The 22,982-nt window shown below is 63.5% G+C and carries 13 protein-coding genes; 7 read left to right on the plus strand and 6 right to left on the minus strand.

Annotation, left to right across the window (positions count from 1 at the left end; translation table 11 throughout):
• Together ACETII_RS01215 and ACETII_RS01220 are read right to left on the minus strand one after the other, a co-directional pair.
• Entirely contained in the window at positions 1–723 is a 723-nt protein-coding gene (locus ACETII_RS01215; RefSeq protein WP_472785538.1) for an SDR family NAD(P)-dependent oxidoreductase, read from the minus strand.
• A 48-nt stretch (positions 724–771) separates the two neighbouring features.
• Positions 772–1,110, minus strand: a complete 339-nt coding sequence (locus ACETII_RS01220; RefSeq protein ID WP_472785553.1) for a cupin domain-containing protein — start codon at positions 1,108–1,110, stop codon at positions 772–774.
• A gap of 353 nt (positions 1,111–1,463) precedes the next feature.
• Between ACETII_RS01220 and ACETII_RS01225 the strand changes: the two genes are divergently transcribed.
• Complete coding sequence (locus ACETII_RS01225) at positions 1,464–2,168, plus strand: phospholipase D-like domain-containing protein (protein WP_472785539.1); 705 nt, start codon at positions 1,464–1,466, stop codon at positions 2,166–2,168.
• Here the strand turns inward: ACETII_RS01225 and ACETII_RS01230 are convergent.
• The gene (locus tag ACETII_RS01230; RefSeq protein ID WP_472785554.1) at positions 2,075–2,614 is read right to left on the minus strand and encodes an Ohr family peroxiredoxin; all 540 of its coding nucleotides are present in this window, start codon (positions 2,612–2,614) and stop codon (positions 2,075–2,077) included. The two genes, ACETII_RS01225 and ACETII_RS01230, sit on opposite strands and share 94 nt — an antisense overlap.
• Positions 2,615–2,693: 79 nt before the next feature.
• On the opposite strand from ACETII_RS01230, the gene ACETII_RS01235 reads away from it, so the two are divergent.
• From ACETII_RS01235 to ACETII_RS01260, 6 genes are all read left to right on the plus strand, one after another.
• The gene (locus tag ACETII_RS01235; RefSeq protein ID WP_472785540.1) at positions 2,694–3,536 is read left to right on the plus strand and encodes a hypothetical protein; all 843 of its coding nucleotides are present in this window, start codon (positions 2,694–2,696) and stop codon (positions 3,534–3,536) included.
• 209 nt (positions 3,537–3,745) lie between these two features.
• Positions 3,746–6,376, plus strand: coding sequence for a PD-(D/E)XK nuclease family protein (locus ACETII_RS01240; protein ID WP_472785541.1), 2,631 nt, complete (start codon positions 3,746–3,748; stop codon positions 6,374–6,376).
• A complete protein-coding gene (locus ACETII_RS01245) occupies positions 6,331–9,552 on the plus strand; it encodes a UvrD-helicase domain-containing protein (protein WP_472785542.1) in 3,222 nt (1,073 codons plus the stop codon). Before ACETII_RS01240 ends, ACETII_RS01245 begins: the two co-directional genes overlap by 46 nt.
• Before the next feature lie 52 nt (positions 9,553–9,604).
• Positions 9,605–11,860: an ATP-dependent nuclease gene (locus tag ACETII_RS01250; RefSeq protein ID WP_472785543.1), complete on the plus strand. Its 2,256-nt coding sequence runs from the start codon at positions 9,605–9,607 to the stop codon at positions 11,858–11,860.
• Positions 11,857–13,755 carry a UvrD-helicase domain-containing protein gene (locus tag ACETII_RS01255; protein WP_472785544.1) on the plus strand — a complete coding sequence of 633 codons (1,899 nt, stop codon included), beginning with the start codon at positions 11,857–11,859 and terminating at the stop codon, positions 13,753–13,755. The genes ACETII_RS01250 and ACETII_RS01255 overlap by 4 nt, the downstream gene beginning before the upstream one ends.
• A 525-nt stretch (positions 13,756–14,280) precedes the next feature.
• Positions 14,281–14,763, plus strand: coding sequence for a hypothetical protein (locus ACETII_RS01260; RefSeq protein ID WP_472785545.1), 483 nt, complete (start codon positions 14,281–14,283; stop codon positions 14,761–14,763).
• A 505-nt stretch (positions 14,764–15,268) separates the two neighbouring features.
• On the opposite strand, the gene ACETII_RS01265 is transcribed toward ACETII_RS01260, so the two are convergent.
• Genes ACETII_RS01265 through ACETII_RS01275 form a run of 3 tightly spaced genes read right to left on the minus strand, consistent with a single transcriptional unit; the run spans position 15,269 to position 22,980 of the window.
• Positions 15,269–17,134, minus strand: a complete 1,866-nt coding sequence (locus ACETII_RS01265) for a DUF262 domain-containing protein (RefSeq protein ID WP_472785546.1) — start codon at positions 17,132–17,134, stop codon at positions 15,269–15,271.
• Positions 17,135–17,168: 34 nt separating this feature from the next.
• A complete protein-coding gene (locus ACETII_RS01270; RefSeq protein WP_472785547.1) occupies positions 17,169–19,943 on the minus strand; it encodes a phospholipase D-like domain-containing anti-phage protein in 2,775 nt (924 codons plus the stop codon).
• Between the two features lie 4 nt (positions 19,944–19,947).
• Positions 19,948–22,980 carry an anti-phage-associated DUF1156 domain-containing protein gene (locus ACETII_RS01275; protein ID WP_472785548.1) on the minus strand — a complete coding sequence of 1,011 codons (3,033 nt, stop codon included), beginning with the start codon at positions 22,978–22,980 and terminating at the stop codon, positions 19,948–19,950.
• Between the last annotated feature and the right edge of the window lie 2 nt (positions 22,981–22,982).

Genomic DNA, 22,982 nt, shown 5'->3' on the forward strand with positions numbered 1-22,982 from the left:
CTACCACTTCTCCCCGAACGGACGGGCCTCGACCTCGAAACTCCACGCCGAGCAGTCTTGGCGGACCAGGGTCATAGCAAGGTCGGCGACGGCGGAAGGCTGGACGAAGAAATCCTCCGCCCGGTCGGGAAGCTGCTTCCGCGCGTCCGGTCCGCCGACCACGCCGTCGATGACGATCAAGGCGACATGAATGCCGGTAGGCCAAAGATGTCGGGCAAGCGATTGGGCCAAGGATCTCTGCGCGGCCTTGGCAGACGCGAACGCAGCGGTCCCAGCCATGCCACGTAGCGAGGCGGTCGCGCCGACCACGATGATCGCGCCTTTCTTCGTCGCCTTCATCGCCGGGATCACGCGCCGGGATGTCAGGAACAGGCCGAAGGCGTTGACGCGCCACGCCTCCTCGAAGTCGGCGGGAGCGACCTGCTCGACGTCTCCCCAGACGCCCTTGCCCGCGTTGTAGATCAGGACCTCGACGGGACCCAATTCGGCTTCGATGGTGGCGTAGGCCGCCTCGATGGAGGCTTCGGACGTCACATCGCATGCGAAGGCGCGGGCTTCGGGGAGTTCGCTTGCGAGCGTCTCGAGGCGTTCCTTGTTTCTCGCCAGCAGCGCGACCGAATAGCCTTCCACAGCGAAGCGACGGGCGAAGGCCTCGCCGTTCCCGGGCCCGGCCCCGGCGATGGCGCAAACGGGGCGGCGTCCTTCTTCGGCTGGGTTACTCATTCTCCGGCTCCTGAAATGCGGCCCGGGATTCGGACCGCGTCCAATTTTCTATGGATATGGGGCATTGGCATGCACGGCGAGCCACACCGTCGGCTCCTTCGGGTCGGTCCATTCGACCCGGTGCTTCGTGCGTGCCGGGATCTCCACGTAGTCTCCCGGGCGCAGGATGCGCGGCGCTTCCTCTCCCTCCAGCAGCAGGCCGGCGGAGCCGCTGAGGAGCACGACCCATTCGGCTTCCTCCTGATCGTACCAGAAGCCCGGCGGGCTTACCTGCCCGGTCGAGACGATGCGCTCGATGCGGGCGCCGCGGAATTCGGCCAAGGTCGTGAATTCCTCCTCGGCGCCGGCGGCGGGCAGGTTCTCGAACAGGTTGCCGGCGGCGGGCATCGTTTTCCTCCATGAGACGTCACGTGCGTCCTCATGCACCCCGTGGCCCCTCAGATGGAAGTGGTCCCTGCGGCCCGTGAGCATCAGCGCGAGGCCGTCGATGGCCATGAGCACGGTCGATGACGAAAAATACAGCGGCCCCGAGATCTCCATGCGCGCGAGTTCCCGCGTGATCGTCTCCCGGCAATCGCCCATGGCGGCGAGCAGGCGCTCGCGGTCGACGAAACGATCCGACCTTTTCGATCGACTGGGCATGGACTTGCGGCCTCTTGTTCTGTATTCGTTCCGATATGAGCCGAGCGGACAGGTGCAGGTCAAGGGCGGGTTTGATGGGACGGACAGGGCGCGGGGGCTTGGTCGCGATCGCCTTGGCGGCGGCATTCGGCGCGACGGCGCCCGCCGCGGCCGGCGAGGTCGAGGTGCACTACGCCCCGGTCGAGAACCTCGAGCGCGTGGATGTCGACCTGTTGCGTTCGGCTCACGCGAAGATCGATATGGCGGCCTATACGCTGACCGACTGGCCCGTCGTCGACGCGCTGGTCGACGCACATCGACGCGGGGTCGCCATCCGAATTGTCCTCGACCCGAACCAGCAGCACGCCTTCGACCGTCTGCGCGAGATCGAGGGCTTCGTCCGGACGGCGCCGCCCGGCCCCTACATGCACCTGAAGTCCTATGCGATCGACGGACGCGTGCTTCGGACCGGCTCCGCCAACCTGTCGGCCTCCGGGCTCAAGCAGCAGGACAACGACATCGTCATCGTGCGCGACCCGGCGCTCGCGGAACGGTTCACGGCCCGCTTCGAGAAGCTATGGGAGGCCTCCAAGCCGGTCCCGAAATCCGGCAACCTGCTCGCATCCAAAGAGGCACCGAAGGGGCAACCGGCGCCGCCTTCCACCTGCTCCATTAAGGGCAACGTCAATGCGCGCGGCGAGCGCATCTATCATCTGCCGGGAAGCCGGAACTATGCCCGCGTCGTCATGAACGGTCCCGACGAGCGCTGGTTCTGCTCCGAGCCGGAGGCCAAGGCGGCTGGGTGGAGGCCGGCGGGGAGGTGAGCTCGCCGGCCCGCGCGTCTGGAGGTCCCGTCCGTCAGGCGCCTTTCGACGAGCGCCCGCGCCTCCTCCACGGGAAGCGTCGGGACCCTGACATTCATGCAAACGGCGATGCCAAAACCGCCGCCCTCACGTGGCCCGACGGAGGTGTGGCAGGTGACCACGGCGCCGGAAACATCCTTCCGGTGCTGGCGGGCCACCAGCTCCAGCGCACCGCCGAAACAGGCCGCATAGCCAGCCGCGAAAAGGTGCTCGGGCGTCGTCGTGCCGGGCAGACCCGGTCCGCCCATCTCCTTCCGCACCGAGAGGTCGACGCTCACGGACCCGTCGGTCGTCTGCGAGTGGCCGTTGCGCCCGCCGGTGTTCACCGCCGTGGCCGTGACCAGCGGCTTGATCGTATAGGCCGCCATTCGCTTCTCCTTCAGAGGGCCGCGATCCCGCGAAGTCATGCGCACTGCCGACTTCATTTGGATCAGGGCGCGCGGCTGCGAATAGTAGTGGCCGTCCGCGCTGCGCTAGGAATGGACCATGTACGGCCTCGCCTACGTCATCATCCCCACCGAGTTCGCCTCCTTGCAGGGCGTCCTCGACGAGGCGCTGGCGCCGTTCCGCCGGGGCGGCCCCGAAGACTTCCCGCGAGAGAAACTCGCCTTCGACGACATCACCGAGGCTCTGCGGAAGCTTCACGCCGCCCGCTTCGGATTCCGGGTCGAGGGCGGCTGTCTGTCCATCGCCGGGGACGACCCCGCGCTGACCTACGATCCAGACTCCGGCGGCATCCGGGCCTTCCTCGACGCTGCGGGCAAGACGTCGTGGTCGGGGAGCATCGCCGACATCGAGCCGGACTTCGACACCTTCGCGGCGCGCTTCACCAAGTGGAAGGCCCGCGACCCCGACGCGGGCGGCTACGGCCAGTGGCTGAACCCGCTCGGACGCCGGGACTGGTGGGAGCTCGGGGGCCGGTTCGACGGCGCGATCTCGGGCCACCCCCGACCCGGCGCCGGCAACGACAGCATGATCTCTTCGGGCGCGAACCCGGGCCGCGACCTCGTCGGCGGCCTCGCGCGCGCCCTCGGCGGCAAGCCGTCCGACATCGAGGCGGAGATCGAAGCGAACGTCGAGATCGTCTCCGCGCTGCTGGAGGCCGCCCACCGGGGCGAGGATCGCGCCTTCCCCACCGCCATCGTCCTGCCGGCCGGCACATGTGCCGACGAATTCCGTTGGATCGACGCCATCGGCTGGCGCCCCATCCCGCCCGAGACGAAGGCCTTCCTCTCCGTCCCCGACAACGCGTCCTTCAAGGACGTCGCACTCGCCGCCTACGAACGCTTCCATACGATGGCGGCGGCGGGGGTGGCGTTTCATTTCTGAGGCAGTCGGACCGCTTCAGGCGATGACGGAGGAGCAGAGAGGAAGTCGAGTCCGGTCAAGAGTTCTATGCGCATTTCCGCGGAGTTTCGATGTTGACACCATGCTTTTTTGTCGGACGTGGTGAGATCACATTCCATGCACGAATTCGGTTGCCGAATCACGTTTCTCATTTCACCGTCGATAACAATGCTGTTTCGGAGCGTACCTTTATGCACCTCGTCTTCTCATGGTTCGCCGATTCCGGCGCGTGGCCGGAACACCCCGGTGCAGGAATTGCCGCGCTCGACCAAGAGGTCGTAGGTCCCCTGCGCCTGCTGGACCATGTCGAGACGATGCTCGGCTTTGGGCGTCCTCAGACCGCTGCCGTAAAACGCATCGCGATCTTCCAGCGCAAGCTACTCGAAGCAGGCGCCGACCGGTTCTGGTCGAAGTCGTTCGAGGTCGACCCTTGGTCGGCGACGCGCGAACTCTTGTCTTGGCGGGACGAACTGATCGAGGCCGGATGGAAGCCGGGAGTCGGGACCGCGCGCAGCCGCCTCGCCGATCTCTCCGTCGCGGAGACCTCGGGGCCGATCCTGCCGCCCGGGCGGGCGGACCGTTTGCGCGATGTCATTGAAGTGCTCGACGGAAAGCCGTCGTTGCGCCTGTCATCGATCACGCTTGTCGACGACCGCTCCCTGCTGCCGGTCGGCTGGCGCACGCTGCTCGACGCCTTGGAGCGATGTGACATCCATATCGAGCAGATGCAGCAGCCCACCGCTCCGACGCTGGACGACGGTCGCTTGGCGCTGCTCTCCGCCGACACGGAACTTGTCGCCGCCGAAGCGCTCTCGGCATGGCTGGCCGCAGAGCCCGCGAACAACGAGGGTCTCGTCTTCGTCCTCGGGAAGGACACTTCCCTGCTCGATCACGCGATGGCGAGAACGGGCCTGCCGCGTCTCGGACTGTCCGCGCAGTCCCCGCATCGGGCGCTCTTGCAGGTGCTGTCGCTCGCCTTCGCGCTCGCGTGGGACCCGCCGGACCCACGCAGGCTCCTCGATTTCCTGCTCCTGCCCACGGGGCCGATCCCGCGGCGCCACGCGAACCGGCTCGCCGGCGTCGTCGCGGCGCAGCCCGGCATCGGCGGCAAGGAATGGCTTGCGGCATGGCGCGGGATCGAACAGGCGCTCGCCGAGGAGGAAGGCGCCGACGCCAGGAAGGACGCCGAGCGGATCGCCGGATCGCGCGCTTTCGTCGAGCCCCCGAGGCACGCTCCGAAGCAGGGCATTCCCCGGATCGAGGCCATGGCGATCGCGGATCGCGTCGGCTCTTGGGCTCTCTTGCGCGCCGCCTCCGACGAGGACGGCAGCGCCCCGCTGTTCCATCTGCTTGCGGGCGTCGCCGCTGACCTCTCCGAGGCGATCGACACGCTCGGCGCGGAGCGGCTCGACCGAGTGCTGGTCGAGCGGATGATCGAGCAGGCCATGGGCGACGGCGCGTCCGATCCGTTGGCGGTGGCCGAGGCGGCCCCATGGCGCGCGGTCTCGCATCCGGGCGCCATCTGGAGCGAGGCGAAGACTGTCGTGTGGTGGCATTTCGCGGACCCAGAGGAGACGAGCGCGGCGGAGCGCTGGAACAGGCTGGAACGGACCGCCCTCGAGGAGGCCGGCTGCCCCTTGGACGACCCGGAAAACGAACTCGAACTGCTCGCCGCCGCGTGGGAACGTCCCCTGCGCCACGCCCGCGAGAAGATCCTGTTCGTGCGTCCGACATTCGCCGCCGGCGCCGAGACGTCCGCGCACCCGCTGTGGCACTCGCTCAAGGCGCGTCGCAAGGATCTGGAGGACGAGATCTCGGTTCGCGCCGAGACGGTGCTGAGCGATCCGTCGCCGTCCATCGCGGGTCGCGCGCTCACCCGCTCCGCGTTCGAAGCGGTCACGCCGCCGGCGCCAAGGCAGATCTGGAAGGCCCCGCCCGAAGCGGTGGCGGCACGCGAATTCGAGTCGGCGTCGTCGCTCTCGACGCTGCTTTCCTGTCCGCTGCGCTGGACGCTGACGCACGCATCCCCTCTCCGCCCCGGCGTGAGACAGTCGGTTCCGGACGCCGACAAGCTGGTCGGCATCGTCGCCCATCACATCGCTCAGGAGATCCTCGTCCCCGGTGCCCCGCCGTCGCCCGAGGCCGTCCGCAGCTTCGCCGAGAAGCGCTTCGAGGAGCTTCTGCCCCAGATCGCCGCCACGCTGCTCCTTCCGGGCGCCGCGAGCGAACTCGCGGCGGCGCGGCGCTCACTGCCGTCCGCGCTGGCCGAACTCGCCCGCTTCCTTCAAGCGGAGAAGCTCACCGTCGTCGGGGTCGAGTCGCGCATCGAGGAGAAGGACGCCATCGCCCCCGGTGTCGGCGTGGCGGGGTGGATCGACTTGCACGCCGCGACGGAGGCAGGCCGGCCCGTCGTCATCGACCTCAAATGGTACTTCACCGAGACCTACATGCGCCGGGAACTGGAGAACGGCACTGCGTTGCAGCTCGGCGTCTACGCCCGTCACGTCCCCGACGGAAGGGCCGGAGGCTCCAAGGATGACGTCGCCGCCGGCTACTACATGTTGCGGCAGAAGCGCTTCCTGACCACGACGCCTCTCGGCGGCGGGTCGGCGACCGTGATCGAGGGCCCGACGCCGAAGGAGACGTGGGAGAAGGTTCTCGTCTCCTTCAACGCCGCCATGCAGGACTTCCGCTCCGGCGACATCCGGGCCGCCATGGAACACGACGGCGTGAAGCCGACCGACTTCTCCGACCCCTACCTGCTGACGCCGCCGAGATGCGGACGCTGCGATTACTACGGCATCTGCGGAGCGCACGAATGACCATCGCCCGGAAAGGCTCCGTCAGCCTCGTCACCGCGTCCGCCGGGACTGGCAAGACCTACCACCTGACCGAACGCATCCAGCAGGCCATTGCGAACGGTCAGGCGCCCGAGCGCATCCTCGCGAGCACCTTCACCGTCAAGGCGGCGGAGGAGCTTCTGGAGCGCGCCCGCGGCCGGCTGATCGCCAACGGCTACGCCGCGAACGCGGTGCGGCTGCTCGGCGCGAGGATCGGGACGATCAACGGGGTCTGTGGCGGCCTCGTCAAGGAATTCGCCTTCGGCCTCGGCCTGTCGCCGATCGTGGACGTGGTCGACGAGAACGTGGCCAAGGCGGCGTTCCTCGAAGCCGCCGACAAGGCGATCGGCGACCATGCGGACGAGCTCGGGAGCCTCGCACGCCTCTTCGGATACGAAGACGCCTATCCACCATCCGACTGGCGGAAGGACGTGAAGGAGGTCGTCGAGCTTGCGCGCGCCAACAATGTCGGCCCGGACGAACTGACGGCCTGCGCGGAACGCTCCTTCGCCGGCTTCCGGGATCTGATGCGGTCACGGCCCGAAGGCGAGACGGAGGCAGATCTCGACACCGCACTGAAGTCGGCAATGGCGGCGGTCGTCGCCGCCTATGCGAGCGCCACCGGCCTGAAGGGAAAGACTGAGACCGTCCTCGAGGATGTCCGCGACCTCGCCTCGAAAAATCTCTCAGAGATCCCTTGGCAGCGATGGGCAAGGCTCTCCAAGCTCGATGTCGCCGTCGTCGACAAGTCCCGCTTCGAACCAGTGAAGACGGCGGCGTCGGCCTTCGCCCGCCATCCGCGCCTGCTGGAACAGGTCCGCCGCTACATCCTCGGCGTCTTCTCCTGCGCCGCCACGTCCATGCGCGCCTACGAGGACCACAAGCGGGCATGGGGCTTCGTCGACTTCGCCGATCAGGACCGACTCGCCCTTGAGCTCCTCGGCAAGGCCGAACTGAGGGAGCAGTTGGCCGAACGCGTCGAGGCGGTCTTCATCGACGAGTTCCAGGACACCAGCCCGCTTCAACTCGCCGTCTTCGTCGCCCTGTCGTTGATCGCGAAATGGACCGTCTGGGTCGGCGATCCCAAGCAGGCGATCTACGGCTTCCGCGGCACGGACCCCGACCTCATCACCCACGTCGCGCCGAAGGTGATGCGGGCGACGATGGGCGGGGAAAGCACGCTCGAGAAGAACTGGCGGAGCAGGCCGGGACTGGTCGCCTTCTTCAACGACGCCTTCGCGCCGACCTTCCAAGCGGCGGGCATGTCGGAGAAGCAGACGCGCATCGAGGAGACCGACCGCAAGTACCTGCCCGGGCAGGGAACGCCGCTAGCCATCTGGCACGTAGAGGCCGGACGTGGACTCCAGCCGAGGACGGACGGGACCGTCGCCGGCATCGTCGACGCCCTCGCCAACCCGAACGACTGGCTCGTTGAAGATGACGGGGAGGCGAGACCATTGGCGCCCGGCGACGTCGCGGTCCTCTGCCGCGGCAACAAGGCGTGCGCGCGGGTCGCCCTCACCCTCGCGAAGGCCGGCCTGAAGGTGGCCATCGAACGGGCGGGCCTCTTCGGCATGCTCGAGGGACGGCTCGCGTTGGCCGCCTTGCGCTGGTGCGCCGACCGGCGCGACACCGCCGCGCTCGCGGAGATGGCCCACCTCCTCAGCGACGGCGACGAGCAGCCCGCGTGGTTCGCAGCGGGGCTCGAAGACGACAGCGCCGAGGCGATCGAAGCCCTCGTGCCGATCGTGCCCGGACTGCGGGCCGTCGCCGAGGGCTCCGTCCACAAGACGCCTCTCGAGTTCCTCGATGCGGTCCTCATCCAAGGCGGCGTCGCCAATGCGATCGCGCGCTGGGGCTCCTTGGAGGACCGCCTGCTGAACCTCGAAGAGCTTCGGAAGCTGGTCGCCGCCTATCAGGACCAACGCGACCGCGAGCGCGCGCCGACAACCGCGACCGACCTGTGCGCGTGGCTCGGGGCGCAGGAGGCGAGCCGGCCGGCGAGCCGCGCCACGGACGCGGTGACCGTACTGACCTACCACAAGTCCAAGGGGCTCGAATGGAAGTTCGTGGTCATTACCGACCTTGAGGACGAGCCGAAGGGCGACGCGTTCGGAGCCCACGTGGCCAGCGATGTCGCGTCCACGGAGATCAACCCGATGGATCCGCTCGCCGGTCGATGGATCCGCTTCTGGCCGTGGCCGCTCGGCTCGCAGAGGGACGACGTCCACTTCGACGGCGCCGCGGCGAACTCCGAACCCGGTCGGGAGGCGGCGCGCGCCGATACGGCGGAGCGCGCCCGGCTGCTCTACGTCGGCGCGACGCGCGCGCGGGACTACCTCGTCCTCGTCCGTCCGAAGACCAAGAAGGGCTGGGTCTGGGTGGATGAACTGCGCTCGGGCTCGGGCGAGCCGGCCATCGCCGTCCCCGCCGCGGGCGACACGACGGTCCTCGTCAACGGCGTCGCCCACCCGGTCCGCGTGGCTGAGCCGATGCCCGCCGGAACAGCGCCTCCCTTGGTCGCCTCGATCGCCTACGTGACGCCGGCCGCGGAGCCGAAGGAGTTCCCGCCGCTCGCCGTGAAGCCGAGCGAGGGAGACGCGGTCGAGGACGCCAGGATCGTCGAACGGATCGACCTCGGCCACCGCCTGCCGATGGCTGGAACGCCCGACATGAAGAATGTCGGCGAGGCGATCCACCGTTTTCTCGCCGCGGACGATCCCGCTTGGCACGAGGCGCGGCGGCAAGAGCTCGCCCGGCGGCTGCTCGACGCGTGGGGCGTCTCGGCGCTCGACCCGAAGGACGTAGTGACCATGGGAACGCGTTTCCGCAGCTTTATCGACCAGCGGTGGCCGGGGGCCGTACTGCGGCGCGAAGCGCCGATCGTCTGCCGGATGGGCCATCGAACCATGTCCGGGCGCATCGACGCGGCAGCCGAGGCGACCAACATCGTCGTGGTGTTCGACCACAAGAGCTTCCCGGGGCGTTCCAGCGAGTATGCAGATCAGGTCAGGAAGCACGCCGGGCAGCTTCGCCTCTATCGGGAGGCGATCGAGGCGGCCCTACCGGCACCGAAGTCGATCCTATTGGCGCTGCACCTGCCGATCACGGGCGAGGTGCTGCTATTCGATACTGGCGAGAGCAGGGATCTGCATTGAGGCTTTCAAGAGTTGCAATGCACTCAAGTGAAATTTGAACGCGAGATGCGAAATGCATATCAAAAAAATCAATATCCAGAACTTCCGCAGATTGAAGAATGTCGAGATTGAGCTCGAAAGAGATATCTCGATATTCGTCGGAGCCAACAATAGCGGGAAGACGTCCGCGTCGCAGGTTTTACAGCTTTTTCTTTCGGCCTCGCGAGACCGCTTTTCACTGCATGATTTCAGTGCGGACTGCTGGGCTGAAATCAACAATTTCGGGGAACGACGCGAGAATTCGAAGCTTCCGAAGATGTCCATCGATCTCTGGTTTCAAGTCGGAGAAGACGATCTCCACCGTGTGGTGGACCTCCTGCCGAGTTTGGATTGGGAGGGGTCTTTAGTGGGTCTGCGCGTCGAATTCGGAGCCACGAACGAGGATGATCTGCTGGCGCGGTTTGAAGCGGCACGCGAGAAGGCGCGCGCGATGGCACCTTCAAGAGACGGAGGCACAGGCTACGAACCGGCTCCGCGACGTCTGCGTGAGTACCTTGAAGATCATCTAACGCGTGAATTCGACCTAAGCTATTACGTCCTGAATATGGGACCGGCAGACGAAGCCGGACGCACAAAAATCACAGCGATGCCGTTGACCCCTGACAAAGGGCGTAGCGGCAAAGAGATCATCGGCTCGCTGGTCAGGGTCGACTTCCTGAACGCCCAGCGGCATCTGTCCGATGGCGGCGACGGCGGGCGATCCGAAGATCTCTCCAAGTGTCTGAGTCGTTTCTACAAGCGGAACTTGGAAAAGTGCGAAAGCGACTACGACGCGATACACGCTCTCGCCATTTCGGAGGCGATGCTGAACGAGCATCTCGCGAAAGTGTTTGGCCCCACCTTGGACAAGCTCCGCACGCTCGGCTACCCGGGGTTGTCGAATCCGACCCTCGTCCTGAAATCCACCCTGAATCCGGCGGCCATCATGAGCAGCCATGACGGCGCCCGCGTTCACTACGCCATGGGAGAGGCAACCCGAACCGAAACTCCAACCTTGCCCGACAAGTACAACGGACTGGGCTTCAAGAACCTAATCTACATGGTTGTCGAACTGCTCGATCTGCATGCCCGCTGGACGGAGGTCGCCGAGAACAGGCCGCCTTTACACCTTTTGTTCATTGAGGAGCCCGAGGCACACCTGCATGCCCAACTCCAACAAGTGTTCATTCGCAAGGTTATGGATATTTTATCCATCGAAGGCGATGACACGACAAACTACGTCAGCCAGGTCGTGGTCTCGACCCATTCCGCGCACATACTCTATGAGCGCGGCTTTCGTCCCATCAGGTATTTCAGAAGGCAAGGGAGCGCACTGAGCCAATATTCAGATATCCTGAATCTTTCCGAGTTCTACGCCAAAAGCGAGCCCCCGACGAGGGACTTTCTAGAGCGCTATCTCAAGACAATGCACTGCGATCTTTTCTTCGCTGACGCCGCCATTCTTGTCGAAGGCAACGTCGAGCGACTTCTGCTTCCCCAGATGATCGAGATGAGCGCGCCAAGACTCCGGTCGTGCTATCTGACTATCTTGGAGATTGGCGGAGCCTTTGCCCACCGCTTCCGGGAGCTGATCGAGTTCCTAGGAATCACGACGCTGATCGTCACCGACATCGATAGCGTCGAGGGTTCTCCGCCTCTTGCTGCCGATGAAGAAGACCGCGAAGATGATGAATGCGACATCGAAACCGAGGGTGAGGACCAAGGCTCGGAAGACGGCGCTCCTTCCAGCAGAAGGCGAAGACCGAAGGCATGTTTGGGCGACGCGCCGGACGCCGTGACGTCCAATCAGACGCTACTGAATTGGCTTCCGAAGAAGAAGTCGATTGAAGAGCTTCTGGCTGCGGGAGACGATGAGCGCTTACAGCAACCAAACGCCACTAGCAGCGCGCTGATCAGGGTCGCCTATCAAACGCGGACCGAGGTAAGCTGGAACGAAGAAAGCCGCAACCTTGTCGGACGCACACTGGAGGAGTCCTTCGCGTTCGAGAACATCACGCTTTGCCAAGACAACAAGGCGGCCCAACTGAAGCTGCAAATCAGGAAATCCAAGCAGTTGGCGTTGGACGCCCTAATCCAAAAGCTCCACGACCGCATAAAAGCTTCTTCGTTCAAAAAGACCGATTTCGCCCTTGCCCTGCTGGCAATGGACCCAACCGAATGGAAGGTTCCTACCTACATCAATGACGGCTTGGCGTGGCTTCAAGATCAAGTCGCACCGGCGCAGGAGGAGACGTCCGAGGAAGCAATCCAGCCGGAGGAAGCGCCGTGACCAAGCGAGTTCGGCAGCCCGACACGGAAGCGGACATAGAGCTCCGCGCCTGCTTGGATCAACAGCCTCCGATCAGTTTCGTGATGATCGCAGGAGCAGGATCGGGAAAAACGACTTCGCTCGTAAAGGGGCTCGCCCACTTGGCGAAAACGAAAGGACCTGAACTCCGGCGGCGTGGCCAAAAAATCGCCTGTATCACCTTCACGGAAGTGGCGGTCGGAGAGATCTGGGCCGACGTTGGGAGCATGGAGTTATTCCATATTTCCACAATTCACAGTTTTCTTTGGACCATCATAAGACCGTTTCAGGTAGATATTCGAAATTGGGTCATGGAAAGAATCGACGCAAAAATTTCTGAGGCAAATGACAAAATTGGTAAGCCGAGGACACAGGCTAAGACCCGAGAAAAACTTGCGGGTGATATTGAACGCTACGCCGCTCAACGAGCAAAGATACAATCAGTTCCGAAGTTCACCTATGGAGTTGGAAGCGATTACCTTAACGGAATTCTCGGGCACGACGATGTCCTCAAGATAGGCCCGAAATTCCTGTCTGAACGCCCCCTACTGCAAAAGCTGGTTTCTCAGCGGTTTCCCTTCATTTTCATCGATGAAAGCCAAGACACCAACCCTGATTTCGTCTCCGCGCTCATGTCAGCCTCCGATACGGTCGGCGGCGACCTCTGCCTTGGCTTTTTCGGCGACCCCATGCAGAAGATCTACATGTCTGGCGCGGGCGACATTGTCCCGAAAGCAGGCTGGAAGACGATCAAGAAGCGAGAAAACTTCAGGTGTCCTAAAAGCGTACTAGACGTCATCAATAAGATTCGAGCCGAAGGCGACGGCTTGGAGCAGATCCGCGGAAGGACTGTCGACTGTGACGGCCAGCCGGTCTCAGTGCAAGGAACCGCTAGGATCGCCATCATCCAGAGCGACGAACGGCGTAACGAGAGAATTGTTCAGCTAAGGGAGTGGCTGGCGAAAGAAGATGGCGATTCTAGCTGGATTGAAGACGGCGATTCGGTGAGGCTGCTTGTTCTGGTGCACAGGAAAGCTGCGGCTCAGCTAGGATTCTTGGATCTTTTTCAGGCCATCAACGGTCCGGGAGCCTCCGCGCTAAAAGATGGATTGCTGGACGGCTCGGCATGGGCATTCAGGCCGTTCCTCAGTTATCTTTTGCCGCTGGCTTCAGCGGTCATGCGGAATGATGATTTTGAGGTCATTTCGCTTCTTCGAAAGCACAGTCCAGTGCTGTCGAGAGATGAACCGGCTCATCAGAACATGAAAAACGTTCTCTTGAGCCTGAAAACGGACATGCAGAGGCTCGGGGAAATTTTGGGGCCGGGTTCCGATGTCCCGATCAAGGAGGTCGTGACCTTCGTTCGGGATAAAGGAATAGCGGCGATCGACGATCGATTTCTGAAATATCTTGAACCTGCTGTCGGCGAGGAAGATAGCGCCGAGGACCAAGCGGTCCGGGGGTTCCTCGCCTGTCCTGCCGGCCAGCTCTGGGGCTACCGCACTTACATTGAGGACAAATCCCCATTCGCTACGCAGCAGGGCATAAAAGGAGCTGAGTCGGAACGAGTTATAGTTATTCTAGACGACGAAGAGGATAATTATTCGTCCTTTTCTTACAACAAATACTTCGGAACACAGGATCTTTCAGAAACTGACCAGCGCAATATCAGAGAAGGCAAAGAGAGCGTCATAGATAGAACCAGGCGCTTGTTTTACGTCTGCTGTTCGAGGGCCCTCCAAGATTTGGTTGTCGCTATTTTCGTTCCGAATCCGGACGTGGAACGGGCAACAAAGGCCATAATCGAGCGCGGTTTTTTTGAAGAGACCGACGTGATCAGCAAGGTCCATTACCCCTTAGCAGACCCTGAGTGTTGACAGTATTCCAATCCTCTGCGCGGATTCAATCAGTTCCGTTTCCCCATACAAAACAATCCAGATCGTCCAGGCGCCGAAGAGCCGTCATGCAGCAGGTCGAAGTCGATTTCGAACAAGAAGCCGCTCCCGCGAGAGACCCGCACGGCCACGACGAGCCGATCAGGAAGCTCGAAAGGTCGCGAAGCGTCCTCGTCGACCCCACGCGCAACAACCGCCTCATAAACGCGCCCCTGAAGGGCAAGAGGCCTTGGTGTCTCGCCGTCGAAGGACAGACCGCCGACGAAGTCCTCGAGAACCTCCATCGCGACGACGGCTTCAAGGGCTACGCGTTCGGCCCCGTGAGGGACGCGCGAGGTGCCGACAACGGACAGGACGGACTGCCCCTCGCGCTGCCCTCGCCCGAGACCGCGGCCGCGGGCACCGCGGGGGAGCGGGCACCGGCATCCGCCCTTCGGCATCCTGCTGCCCCACATCCCCGACGGCGACAAATGGACGGCCTCCGAATACCTCGCGTCCGTCGCGCGCGTGGTCGCGAGCCAAGCCAAGTGGGAGGTCGAGACGGAGGCCGTGGGCCTCGGCTTCTTCGCCTTCTCGAAGCTCCTGATGTGGCGCGACCTGGACCCGGACCTCTGGCCGAACAACGGCCTCCTCGCCAACGGCCTGATCCGAGCCCTGCTCGGCACTGATACCCCGGTCGAGGGCGTCCCGCCGGTGGTCGGCGATGACGAGCCGATCGACGAGAAGATCGACCTCGCGCGGGCGATCCACGTCGCCGACGCGGGCAGTTCCCAAGCCGTGGTCGTCGCGGAGGCCGAGGCGGGCCGCAACCTCGTCGTCCAAGGCCCTCCGTGCACCGGCAAGTCGCAGACGATCACAAACATCATCGCCGGACGGCGGCGAAGATCGCCGATGTCGACCGGGCTCTCGAGATGGCTGGCGCGGCGCTCGCCAAGGCCGGAAAGCCGCACGTCGACGCATCCGTGCGCGGCGCCGGGGTCGGCCCCTTGAACCCGTTCGACCAGACGCGCCTTCAGGGAAGCATGCAGCCTTCGGTCACAAGAGATCGGGGACGCAGATCGTCGCGCACGTGCGCAAAGGGCTGCTCGCGATGGCGAACGCGGGAAGCCTTATGCGGGATGGCGAGTTCTGGACGGTATCAGGCAGGGATCTTCAGGCGGTCCGCGATCGGAGGAACGCCGCCTCGCACGTGAAGAAGGCAGTGAGCATCGCGCCATCGGAATACCGACTGGCGATGATCACTATCGTCGATCGGTCTCGCTCCTCCGGGACGACCTCGTAGTCCAAACCGCCCGCATACTTGGTTTCGACCGAACGGGCCCGGATCTGAAAGCGGAGATCGAAAGGAACTTTGAAGCCTTGCTCAAACAGAGCCAGTTGGAAGAAGCTGGCGGCAGGTTACGCCGCCGCCCCGATGTGGGTGCCCCTACGGGGAGCTAGATCCATCAACGCTGGCATGGTGCGTCGATCCGATCGCAAGAGACAACCTCAAGAGTCACTCGGGTTGCGAGCCCGGATGAGGCCAAATCACCCGAGCCGTCTTGAAGAGATTCCTTGCGCGCTCGTCGATGCACACCTCGTCCCAGCGCTCCTGATACTCCTTGACCAGCTTGGCGTTCATCCTGAGCATGCTGTGGTCATTCAATGCCGAGCGCTTGCCCCTCTCGCCCGGTTCCGGATCCAGCCACGGGGCGTTTGAGAGCGTCGGGTTGAGCTTCTCGCTGACGAGCGTGAGATTGCCGACAGCATTTATCTTGGCGTCGCGTGCCCGCGCCGCCTCCTCGCCCTCGACCGGCCACGTCTTGTGCCAAGCCTGCGGGAGTATGTGTTCGATCTGAAGCGCGCTGTAGTCGAAGTGGACGATGGGTTCCGCCTTCCCGTCGGCGCTCTGATAATGCTCCTCTATGGCCTGCAAGATCATGGCGACGCGGTCCCGGCGGATGTTCCCGTAGAAGGGCCGACGGAGCCAGTCCCGCTCGAACGCTTGGTCATCCGGCCACCTGATCGTCTTGCTGCCAGTCTGAGCCAAGACGTCGCGAATTCTCTGCGCCGCAGGGCCACCGGCGACCTCGTCGAGCGTTTGGAGAAGCGTCATGCAGAGATTTCCGTAGCCGCGGGTGTCGAGGTAGCAGACCATGCGGCGGACCAAATAGCTTTCCAAGATCACGCCGATCTCGTCGCGGTCGGCTTGGTCTGACGCCTCGCGACCCATCAAGCCCATCAGGAAGGGGTGGAACACGACGAGACCCATCGTCGCCAAGCGACGGAGGGTGACGTCGAAACGTGTGTTGCCATCGGGATGCGTGATGACGCGGAAGCGATTGGCGTTTACATCGATGTCAGCCATGACCGCCGGTACGTCGCACGGCCCTCCGTTCCCCGCCTCGGCGGCCTCGATCTCCATGCGCCTGACGAAGCGATCGTAGAGGTGCTTCACCGGGATCATCTCTCGGCATCTCCGCGACAGCCAGTTCTGAAGGAAGGTATCGATCCTGGCGCGCGCCGCGTGACCGGTGCCAACCTCCTTCCGCCAGTATTCATGGTCGCGGTCGAAATGACGCCAGTGCTTCTCGTAAAGTTTCTCAAGCGGCTCTTGGCTCCCCGCCTCCCATAGGAGCCAGTTCTTGATCAGGTCCGCCGGAAGAAGAGGCGTGCCGTGGGCGTTCAGGGTCTCGAAGATCGCCTGCGGTTCGTCCCTGTCCTCGAGGTCGAGGACGATCAGCCGCAGGTGATCCTTGAGCGCGCCCCCCAAGGCCGGCACCCTCTCGGCAACGGGGCCCATTCCCAGCCACTCCCGGGCCTTGCCCAAGAAGTAATGGTAGGCCGCCGCCATCCGGGATGCATCGGCGCCGATCTCTTTCGGACCGGAGGCGTCCATGACCTGCCGGAAGGGCGCCCGGTCCTCGTTGGTCGGCCAGACCTTGTATCTCTCCTCGTCCTCCGCGTAGGCATTGTTCTCGGTCAGGGACGCGATCTGCCGAGCCGCGACTTTGGATGCCTTGGCTCCGGCATCGTCCCCGGCCTCGGCGGACAGACGCTCCAGTTCGTCGAAGGCATGGCGCACGGCATGCAAGCATATTTGCAGGGTCGTTAGCCGCTGCTGGCCGTCGATGATCTCCCGCATAGCAATAGCGCCTGTCTTGTGCGGCACCTGCTCGAGGACGACGGTCCCCAAGAAGTGCCCTCGCACCGCTTTCGCGTCGGAGTTGGCCAAGACCCGGTCGGCAAGATCCGAGATGTCGTCCCAAAGCGGCTCCCAGTTGTCCTCCTCGTTCCAGACGTAAGGCCGTTGGAACAAGGGAACCGTGTGCCGCGTCTCCGAGCCGAAGATCGTCAAAAGGGGCAGGTAAGACGGCTGCATGGAATCGGTTGCTCCTCAAATGATCGTAATTGTTTCAGGCGGTTTCCCGCTCGCCCCAGCCCCGCGACAGACGCTTCGTGACGTCCGTTCGCGCCAAGACTCGCTCGCACAACTCCCACTGGTGCTTGTCCTCGGTCACGCTCTCGGCATAACGGAGGTCGAAGGCGTTGGTCTGTTGCTGCCGCTTCGTCGTGTAGTCTTTCAATTTTTCAGCGAGGTTTTCGATGTCCTCGATCCACTCGTCCTCGATGACATCCGGCAGCGTGCCGAAGATGTCATAGCGGTCGCGCATGCGTTGCGAGAGGGTCGCGTAGACCTTCTCGTCGATCGTGCCTTGGTAGACGAGGTTGAGCATATCGACCTTCTCGCGACGCTGCCCGAAGCGCTTGATGCGCCCGATGCGCTGCTCCAACCGGGAGGGGTTCCACGGAAGGTCGACGTCCATCAGGGTGCCGAGAGTCTGAAGGTTCAGGCCCTCGCAGGCCGCGTCAGTCGCCACGACCAGTCGGATTTCACGCTCCTTGACCGCCTTCTTGATGAACTCGCGCTCGACGCTCTTCCACTCGCCGTCCCTGAAGAGCCCGGATTTCCCGGCGCCGGCGTAGACGGCCACGGTTTCCCCGGGCAGGCTCGCGGTCAGGCGATCGCCGACCCATTTGGCCGTGTCGTAGTACTGGCTGAAGATGATGCAGCCCATCTCCAGCCACGCCCGCTGCGGGTTGAGCAGGTAGTACATCACCGCATCGAGCTTCGGATCGGCGGGGTCCCTCTCAAGGAGGTCGATGATCGTCTGGAGATGCCGACGCTCCTCGTCCACGATGTCGATCTTGCCGTCCCCGAGCTCCAGCCGGAATTCCTCGTCGTCGATCGGGCGTCCTTCCAGCAGCTTCTTGGCCGTCGCCACGCCAGCGGCAACACTGGAGCACAGCCGTTGGAGCAGAAGCCCCTTCAGGAGGCCGGCGGCCTTCTGTCGCCTGCGGAAGGCGGCGGTGAACTTCTCGGCGGCTTCGTAGGCGCCGCCGAATGACGAGGAGGTCCGCAGCGCGACGCCGTCGAACATCACGGGCGCGGCCTGTCCTTCGAGAGGGTGGACATCGACCGGGATCTTCGGGATCAGGCCCGCATCCTCCAAGGTCGACCGGCGCCGCAGCACCACGTGACGGACGATCGGGTTGTTCTTCTGGAAGAAGGTCAGCCCGTTGGAAGGCTCGACGACGGTCTCCTCGAACAAGGGGCGAAGATCCCCGTATTCGTCAGGGATTTCGCTGTAGGCGCGGGTCGCCACGAACGAGGTGTCCGGAAGCTCGATCGCGTTCCGCACGTGGCCGAATATGACGTCGGCCTCCTTGGCCGGAGGCATCGGGTTACGGAACCATTCCCATCCTTCGCGCTCAGTCGTGGGCCGGACCGCGCCGGTGATCATGGGCACAGCTTGGGACTGGTCGCGCCATTTGCTCCACCCGTCGCCAAGGACGAACTCGACCCCTTGGCTCAACACCTTGAGAAGGTCCCACAGGTCGGCGACATCGGTTTGGATCGGCGTCGCGGTTCCCAAGAGGACGTGTCTTGCGCGCCCCGTGGCCGTCATCATGAAGTCGAGCAAGTTGTTCGCCTTGCGCTCGTCGGCTCCCTTGTTCTTGGCCCCCCTTGCCCGGTGCGCCTCGTCCAGGATCAGCAGGCCGAACTTCCTCGACATCAGGAGCCGCCGCTCCTCCGTCTTGTGGAAGATCAGGCCGGTCGAGACGATGGCGATCTGGCGCGGGCACTTGGTGATGCCCTCCGGTCCGACGGACGGAAGCGGCGCCTCGTCGGGATCAAGTTGCCAAGCCTTTTCGTAGGAAAGCCAGACCGCAGAGGGGATGTTGAGCTTGTCCTTCAGCTCCATCTGCCACTGGTTGGTCAGCGTCGCCGGGCAGAGGATGAGAACCGGCCCGTCGCCGAGCAGCGCAGAGACGAGCGCGCTGCCCGCGAGCGACAGCGTCTTGCCGACGCCCACCTCGTCCGCGAGAAGGAGGCGCACCTTTCCGTAGACCTCGCGGTGATGCAGGAAGAGGCCCACGAAGGCCCTCTGCCATGACATCAACTGCTCGCCACCGCGGTAGAGATTGCTCTCGACGAGGGCCGCCGGCGCGAGATCCTGCGCCTCGAGCTCTTCGAGTTGGACTTCGACGCGTCGCGCGCTGCGGCCTATCTCGTCGACGATGGCGTCCGGGAGCGGCTTCCCGAGCGCCCACAGATGCTCGAACTCGTCCCCGACCCAAGCGACGCCGTCGGGCGACGAGTCCTCCCAGACCAGTTCGTAGTTCTCGCTCCAGCCCTCCCGGGTCTCGTTCAGGCTGCCCATGAAGGCCGTCGACGACCCGTCGGCGCCGCGGATGACCCCCGCCTTGCCGTGAAGGAAGGGCGCGTCGACCCGGGAGACCACGCGGATCTCCACGTTCCCCTTCTTCAGGATCTCGTAGAGCCGCTTGTATCGTGGGCGCCGGAGGAAACTCTCGACGGAATCGTCGACGTCGTTCCAGCGCTCCTTCAGGAGCTGCTCTCGGGCCTGCTTCGCGGCGTTTATGTCCTGAGGGTCGAGGTCGGCGTTGCAGATCACGCGGACCTTGCCGATCGACTCGATCTCCTCGTTGACCAGGTCGAAGATCGAGGAGCGGAAGTAGCCGGCGATCCGAAGATACTCGGTAGCCCCCTGAAGGCGATCCTTCAGGTAGACATGGGACAGGCGCCCGTGGCGGGAGGAGAAGCGGTTCAGCCTCCCGCCCCCTACCAGCGCCGTTTCCCGCTTCCCGCCCGCCGCCGCATCCATCAGGTCATCCGAAACGTTCGTTGCGAATCAATCCATGGAGGATACCCGCCGCCCGGGATTCTGCATCGTCCTTCCCGACGCGCTTGGTCGCGACGTATTGGGCCAGCGCCATCAACTCCTCGCGACTGTTGAAGTAATCAGGGACCAGATCGCGAAGGTGCGCGAGGACATCGTCTCCTTCGACGTCGTTCTGAAGTTCGTAGATCGCGTAGAGCAAGGCGCGAGATTTCGAGGCGCCGAACTCGCTGCCCTCGAAGCCGGCCTTTTTGAACTCCTTGGCGGACTTCAGGCGCGCGTCGTTCGGGGCCATCGATCCCATCAGGTCGTCGTATTTGGCGACCCGGAAAGCCTTCCCGAAGTTCTGGTAGTTGTCGAGCTTCTTCGCCCCGGTGGTCTCAATGTCCATCATCTTGAAGAAGAAGCGCTCGCAGCCAGAGAGGCTCTCCCAGACCTTCGGAGGCATGCCCTCGGGGACCATGTGCTCGTTCGCGACCTGCACCGCGAATTCGATGATTTCGCCGACGATCCCCTTCTCGCCCTTCTTGCGCGGACGCAGGGCCTCCTTCGTCATGTCGACGCCATCGATCTTCGCGTATTTGGTCAGCACGCGCAGGGCAGCCGCGTAACCGGCCATCTGAAGGTCGGCGTCCTCAAAGAGGTTCTCGACGCGCCCATGGCCCTTCAGGGACTGGTTCAGGCCGACCATCGTGTCGATCTGCTCCGCGACCTCATAGCGGACCTCCTGAACGACCTCGTCCTTGAATCCGTCCTCGCCGTCTTTCCGCTTGCGGAGGACGAGGGTCACGGTTCCTTGGACGTAGCCGCCCTTCTTGGTCTCGGACGTCGTCTCCGTCGAAACGTACCAAGCGCCCATGACCCTTAGCCCGGCGCCCCAGAAGATCTGCGCCATGTCGGCCCACACGGCGGCGTCCTGATGGGTGAACATCACGATCTGGAGGCCGTTGTCGGGCATGTGCTTCGCCATCGCGCCGTAAGCGTCGACCATGGCTTTGCGGAACGCCTCACCATCGCCAGCGATTGCCAGAGATCGACGAGAGTCCCAAGTCCATCCAGCGAAGGCCGGCGCAGGGTTTCGTCTCAGCCACGCGATGAAGAATTCGGTAATCTCATGATAGTTTACGGCGTCGGCATAGGGCGGATCTGTAATGAAGAGATCGGCGCTCTCCTTGATCGCCTCAGCCGGGTGTGTGACGACCCGCGAACTCGCCTCCAACTGGCAGAATTTGTAATTGATCCGTTCGTTAGTGCGGAGTCCATAGAACGCGCGGGCGCCAAAATTATAGAAGGTGTTCAGCGCTTGATTGTAGAAGACGTGTTCTACACCATCCGCCGAGGCGGCGCGGTCTTCCCGTCCCGGAGAACCTAGACGCCACTGCGACAAGCGAGCCGACTTGTCTGCCAAGAATGTCCGGTCGAAAGCGAGGCAGCCTCGAATCTCCCCGTCCTTCTCCTTATTGATTTCCTCGGCCACGTAGGCCGCGATCAAAAGCTGTCGCGGAGAATAAAGGTGGTGCCAGTGGGTCCAACCCCGCGTTCTAATAGGTTCGTCAGTCTTTTCGCCCGGTTCAATCTCCATGTCCGGGACGAAGCCTTTCTCCTGCCACGCGGCAAGATTTTTCCGAACCAACTCGACGACTTTCGCCTCCCGCTCAAGATCCTTCTCTGACGGAGCCGCGAAGAACGTCGTTTGACGCCCTTTGTCGAGCGTTTCCTTCGCGATCCATTGGATGCAATAAAGACGCTCTCCGAGGATGTCATCCGGACGTGGGACGACATCGGATTTCTCCCAGCGTCGAAGCCGGTTCTCAGTGTCGCGGCCAGCCTTGCGGACGTCGCCACGAAGCGTGGCGATCGGCGTGCGATGCTCCTCCCCGTCGAGCGAGTAGACCAGCGCGCTTTTCTGCACCGTTCCCTTCTTCGCCGCCTCCAGCTCCTTCATCGAAACATTAGAAACAATCTCTATGTCGAACCGCTTCTCCCCGTGGTTCGGCACGAGCCGGCCAATTGTCCGGCGGATCTTGCTGATGACGAGCGACGGCAGGAGGGGGACCAGCCAGCCCGTGCTCGGGCAGCGCGCCTCGACGCAGTAGAGATAGGCCTTCGCCCTGTTACCCTCCTCATCATGCTCGATGCCCAGATCGACTATTTTCTTGTCGACGGCGTCGGTGACGCGCTTCTGGGCAGCCTCCAGGCTGTCTTTTAGCCGATCGCCACCGCCGATAAGATGGAGGGCGCCCCACGTCAGCATGCATGCGATGGGATTCAGATCGGACGCATAGACGTCGCACCCCACCCGCGCCGCTTCGAAGGGGATCGAGCCGGCGCCTGAGAATGTATCGGCGACCTTGGGTCGGTGGCCGAAGCGCATGATACCCAACTGCTCGACCAATTCGACGATCGAACCCGCCTTGGTCCCAAGATGGCGATTCACCTCTGGCCAGATGGCGTCATATGCCGAATTCGCCAGCTCTTCAGGTCGAAGACACTTGGAGACTTTTCCTTCGTAGCTCCACTGCGAGTAGGCGGCGAGCCGGAGTCGATCCTTTTCGCTCTCCGGACAATTCCACTCCAGTCCACCCGCCTCCAACGCAAGTTCGAAATCGTCCTGCGTCGGCTCCTCCACGCGGCGGACCGAAAAGAAACGTGAAAGTTCAGCCTTCTCCAAGGCTCCAGCTTGGACAGCCAGCCCGGCGATTTCGAAAGGCTTAAGCTTGATCTCGCGCGCGAGGAAGGCTCGGTCGTCGATCGCCATCAACTTCTCGAAGACATCGAGATCCGTCTCAGGATCGCCCGTCGCCGGGAGGAGGGCTCCAAGCACGCAGGCGCGCACATAGACAAGGCGTTTCCGCCCTTTCCAATAGGAGCCGAGGGGGGTCAGCGTCTGGGCGCCATGCGCGTCGAATTCACGCTTAGTTTCAACGGAAATCTTCTGCGCCGGCCAGACCCGCTCGATGAGAGAGGGCGCGTCCTTCAATGAGAAGGGCGTCACCGGCACCTTGGAAATCAATTTGTCCATCT

The organism is Methylocystis sp. NC52PC, assembly GCF_055698645.1.